General features: G+C 70.6%; 5 protein-coding genes. 4 read left to right on the plus strand and 1 reads right to left on the minus strand.

Features of this window, described 5'->3' with window-relative positions:
• The 4 genes from NQ160_RS19040 to ndk form a co-directional block, all read left to right on the plus strand.
• A partial coding sequence (locus tag NQ160_RS19040; RefSeq protein ID WP_257516680.1) for a class I tRNA ligase family protein occupies nucleotides 1–1368 on the plus strand: 1368 nt, incomplete at its 5' end.
• Nucleotides 1365–2717 (plus strand): bifunctional folylpolyglutamate synthase/dihydrofolate synthase, encoded by a 1353-nt coding sequence (locus tag NQ160_RS19045; RefSeq protein ID WP_257516681.1) that lies wholly within the window; start codon nucleotides 1365–1367, stop codon nucleotides 2715–2717. The genes NQ160_RS19040 and NQ160_RS19045, both read left to right, overlap by 4 nt.
• Nucleotides 2714–3121 (plus strand): DUF4233 domain-containing protein, encoded by a 408-nt coding sequence (locus tag NQ160_RS19050; protein WP_257516682.1) that lies wholly within the window; start codon nucleotides 2714–2716, stop codon nucleotides 3119–3121. Before NQ160_RS19045 ends, NQ160_RS19050 begins: the two co-directional genes overlap by 4 nt.
• Nucleotides 3122–3123: 2 nt before the next feature.
• Entirely contained in the window at nucleotides 3124–3537 is a 414-nt protein-coding gene (gene ndk / locus NQ160_RS19055; protein ID WP_257516683.1) for a nucleoside-diphosphate kinase, read from the plus strand.
• A gap of 46 nt (nucleotides 3538–3583) precedes the next feature.
• On the opposite strand, the gene NQ160_RS19060 is transcribed toward ndk, so the two are convergent.
• Nucleotides 3584–4159: a vitamin K epoxide reductase family protein gene (locus NQ160_RS19060; RefSeq protein WP_257516684.1), complete on the minus strand. Its 576-nt coding sequence runs from the start codon at nucleotides 4157–4159 to the stop codon at nucleotides 3584–3586.
• Nucleotides 4160–4538 lie beyond the last annotated feature (379 nt).

Below are 4538 nucleotides of genomic sequence, written 5' to 3' on the forward strand. Positions count from 1 at the left end.
TTCCTGATGGCCAGCTCGGTGCTGCGCGGCGGCAACCTGATCGTCACGGAGGAGGGCATCCGCGCGGGCGTCCGCGAGTTCCTGCTGCCGCTGTGGAACACGTGGTACTTCTTCGCGACGTACGCCAACGCCGCCGGCGGCGCGGGCGGCCATGGCTACGAGGCGACCTGGCGCACCGATTCGACGAACGTGCTCGACCGCTACATCCTTGCGCTGACCGGCGACCTGGTGCGCGATGTGGCCGTCGAGCTCGATGCGCTCGATTCCACCACCGCGGCGACCAAGCTGCGGGAGTTCGCCGAGGCGCTGACCAACTGGTACATCCGCCGGTCGCGCGACCGGTTCTGGACGGGCGTCGTACCCGGAGATGAGTCGACGAAGGAAGCCTTCGACACGCTGTACACGGTGCTCGAGACCGTCACCCGCGTCGCGGCGCCGCTCATCCCGCTCGTGTCCGAGCAGATCTGGCAGGGACTCACCGGCGGGCGCAGCGTGCACCTGCAGGACTGGCCCGACGCCGATGCGTTCCCCGCGGCATCCGACATCCGCACCGCGATGGACACCGTCCGCGAGGTCACGAGCGTCGCCAACGCGCTGCGCAAGCGCGAGGGCAAGCGGGTGCGTCTGCCGCTGCCGCGGCTGACGGTCGTGACGGCCGACCCCACCGGTCTCGCGCAGTTCGACGACATCCTTCGCGACGAGCTCAACGTCAAGGCGGTGCAGCTCGTCGAGCTGCGCGATGAGACAGCGGCCGAGTACGGCATCACCCATCGGCTGTCGGTCAACGCCCGCGCCGCCGGCCCCCGCCTCGGCAAGCAGGTGCAGCAGGTGATCCGCGCGGCCAAGGACGGCGACTGGGCGCAGCACGACGGTGTCGTCACCGCCGGAGGCGTCACGCTGGAGCCGGGGGAGTACGAACTGGTTCTCGAGACGAGCGGTCGCCCCGAGGGTGAAGCCCTGGCGCTGCTGCCCGGCGCGGGCTTCGTGCTGCTGGACACCACCACGACCCCCGAACTCGAAGCCGAAGGCTTCGCCCGCGACGTCGTGCGCGCCGTGCAGGACACGCGCAAGGCGGCAGGGTTCGAGGTGAGCGATCGGATCCGACTGCAGATCCTCTTCGAGTCCACGGCGGATGCCGCCGCACTCGAACTCGGTGTCGATGCCGCAGATGTCGCGGGCGAGACCCTGGCCGTGGACCTCGCCGCGCGCGTGGCGGGTCGCGACATCGAGGTGCCGGGCGACGCGTCCGACAACGGGTGGTACGCGGAGGTGTTCGGCTCGAGGCCCGACCACGTCGCGTACGTGCCGCCGGGGACCTATGCCAACGAGGGCGGCTTCCACGTCGCGGTGAGCCGGGTGAGCGCATGAGCGACCGCAGCAGGGCCGACGCCGTCTACGAGACGCTGCTCGCGCGCGCGGGCGAGCGCTGGGTGGAGCCCCGCAAGGAGCGCACCGGACGGCTGTTGGAATACCTCGGGGACCCGCAGCGCAACTATCGCGTCGTCCATGTCACGGGGACCAACGGCAAGACGTCGACGAGCCGCATCATCGAGTCGCTCATCCGTGCCCACGGGCTGCGCACCGGCCTGTTCACGAGCCCCCACCTGGAGCGGTTCACCGAGCGCGTCATGATCGACGGTGAGCCGATCGCGGACGCCGCCGTCGCCGACGCCTGGGACGAGATCGCGCCCTTCGTCGAGATCGTCGACGCCGAGCTGGCCGAGGCGGGGGAGGAGCCGCTGACGTTCTTCGAGCTGCTGACCGCACTCGCGTTCGTCGCGTTCTCCGACGCCCCCGTGGACGTCGCGATCATCGAGGTCGGCATGGGCGGGTCGTGGGACTCCACCAACACCGCCGACGGCGACGTGGCGGTCTTCGCTCCGATCGACCTGGATCACGCGGATCGCCTGGGCGGAACGATCGCCGAGATCGCCGAGGTCAAGTCCGGCATCATCAAGGACGGCGCTGCCGTCGTCTCGGCCCGGCAGGATGCCGCCGCCGAACGGGTGCTGCGTGCAGCGGCGGCGGCGCACGGCGCATCGATCGCGTTCGAGGGGCAGGACTTCGCGCTCACCGAGGATCACCTGGCCGTGGGCGGGCAGTTCATGGCGGTGCGCGGCCTTGCCGGCACCTACAGCGACCTGTACCTGCCGATGTACGGCGAGCACCAGGCGCACAACGCCGCGCTCGCGATCGCCGCGGTCGAGTCGCTGCTCGGGGCTGCCACCCAGCCTCTCGCGGCCGACGTGCTCACCGAGGGCCTGGCCGAGGCGACGTCTCCCGGCCGGCTGCAGCTCATCGGCATCGCCCCGACGGTGATCGTCGACGGCGCGCACAACCCGCACGGGGCGCACGCGTTGGCTGCCGCCCTGCGCGACGCGTTCGACTTCGACGAATGGGGCCTGGTGCTCGGCGCTCTCGCCGACAAGGACGTCGCCGGTGTCGTGGCCGAACTCGCCCCCCTGGCCGCACACGTCTTCGCGACTGCCCCGCAGTCCGACCGCGCGACGGACCCCGACGCGATCGCCGACCTCGCCGAAGGCCTCGGTCGGCAGGTGAGCGTGCACGCCGACATCGCCGAGGCGGGAAACGCCGCGCGGGAGTGGGCGGCGGCATCCGATCGGCGTGCGGTGATCATCGCCGGAAGCGTCGTGCTCGCCGGTGAGGCGATGACCGTGGCATCCGATGAGGACTGGAAGAGCGGGTGGCAGGCATGAGCGCCGCACGCACGCCCCGTCCCCGCCGCGCGCGCGGCGCCGCGGAGTCCCTCGGCTCCATCGTGCTCGGCTTCGAGGCGGTCATCGCGTTCCTCGCGGGGCTCGTGATCTACGGCCTGGACGCCCTGCCCGGCGGCATCGAACCGTGGTGGGGGATCGTCGTCGGCACCGTCGTGGCGGTGCTGATGGTGATCACCGCCGGCCTGCTGCGGCACCGGTGGGCGATCGCGCTCGGCTGGGTTCTGCAGGTCGTGGTCGCCCTCGGTGCGCTGATGGTTCCGGCGCTGCTTCTCGTGGCGCTCATTTTCGGCGGCATGTGGGCGTATGCCACCATCAAGGGGGCCTCTCTCGACCGGCGCAACGCGCGTCTGGCCGCCGAGGCCGAACAGCGAAACGGAGACTGAGTATGTCCACCGAAGAAACCCTCGTCCTGATCAAACCCGACGGCGTCGCTCGCGGCCTGACCGGCGCGATCCTCGCGCGCATCGAGGCGAAGGGGTACTCCCTCGTCGACCTGCGGCTCGTCGAGCCCGACCGCGAACGCCTCGAGCAGCACTACGCCGAGCACGCCGGCAAGCCGTTCTACGAGCCGCTCGTGGAGTTCATGATGTCCGGCCCGTCGGTCGCGATCCGCCTCGCGGGCAACCGTGTGATCGAGGGATTCCGCTCGCTCGCGGGGACCACCGACCCGACGACGGCAGCTCCCGGCACGATCCGCGGCGACTTCGGCCGCGACTGGGGCGTCGCCGTGCAGCAGAACCTGGTGCACGGTTCCGACAGCCCCGAGTCCGCCGCCCGCGAGCTCTCGATCTGGTTCTGACCGGCGCTGCCGAGTGAGTATTCGGCCCCCGAATACTCACTCGGCGTCAGAACTGAGCGAGCCAGTTCAGTTGCACCTGCGCGATCACGGCGACCACCGCGTACGTGAGGATCGCCATCAGCGGGACCCACGGTGCCAGGCGGCGAGCCCAGCCCACGCCTGAGATCCGCAGGGCGTGCACGGTCACCGCGTAGAACGTCGGGATCGTCACCGCCCAGGTCACCATGCACCACGGGCAGAGCGTGCCCAGCGCGAAGACGCTCTGGCCGATCAGCCACAGGACGAACCCGAACGCGAAGGCCGTGCCGGCCCAGAAGCACCACCAGAACCACCGGGCGAACCGCGCGCCGGCCAGCAGCGCGAACCCGACCACGATCGGCGCGACCCAGCCCGCCAGTCCGATGATCGGGTTCGGAAAGCCGAAGATGCTGCCCTGCGCCGACTCGAGATTCGCCGTGCACTGCACCAGCAGACTGAAGTCGCAGGTCGCGATGGCCTCCGGATCCGCCAGCAGCGCGAACCGCTCCATGGTGAGGGAGAACGCCGCCCACCACCCGATCGCGCCGCCCACGATGAGCCACACGGCGAGGGCGGTCGGGCGCTCAGATCGGGTATCGGGCATGCCCGGATTATCCCATCGCCGCGCCAGGCCACACGCCGCGAGGAGACGCGCGAACACAAGACACGCCGAAAGTGCGATAATGGTCCCTGATGCACCCGCGGCCGCGCCGCGACCGCATCACCGAAGACTTCGGGCGATGAACGCCCAGCGCAGCCCGCCCATGAGCCGGCTGCAGACCGAGTGAGAGTTCGCGAGCCGCATCGTGAGAGACAGGCGACTGCGGCGCCGCACGAGATTTCGCCGGGCGACGCGCGGTGTCGCCCGCAAGGAGTACCCCGGTGATGACCGATGACACCCAGGCTGGCCACGATTCCGATCTTCAGGGCGCGCTGACGCCGCCGCTGTTCGACGTCGACACGCCCACCGAACCGGCAGACGC

This window comes from Microbacterium sp. zg.Y909 (genome assembly GCF_024626565.1).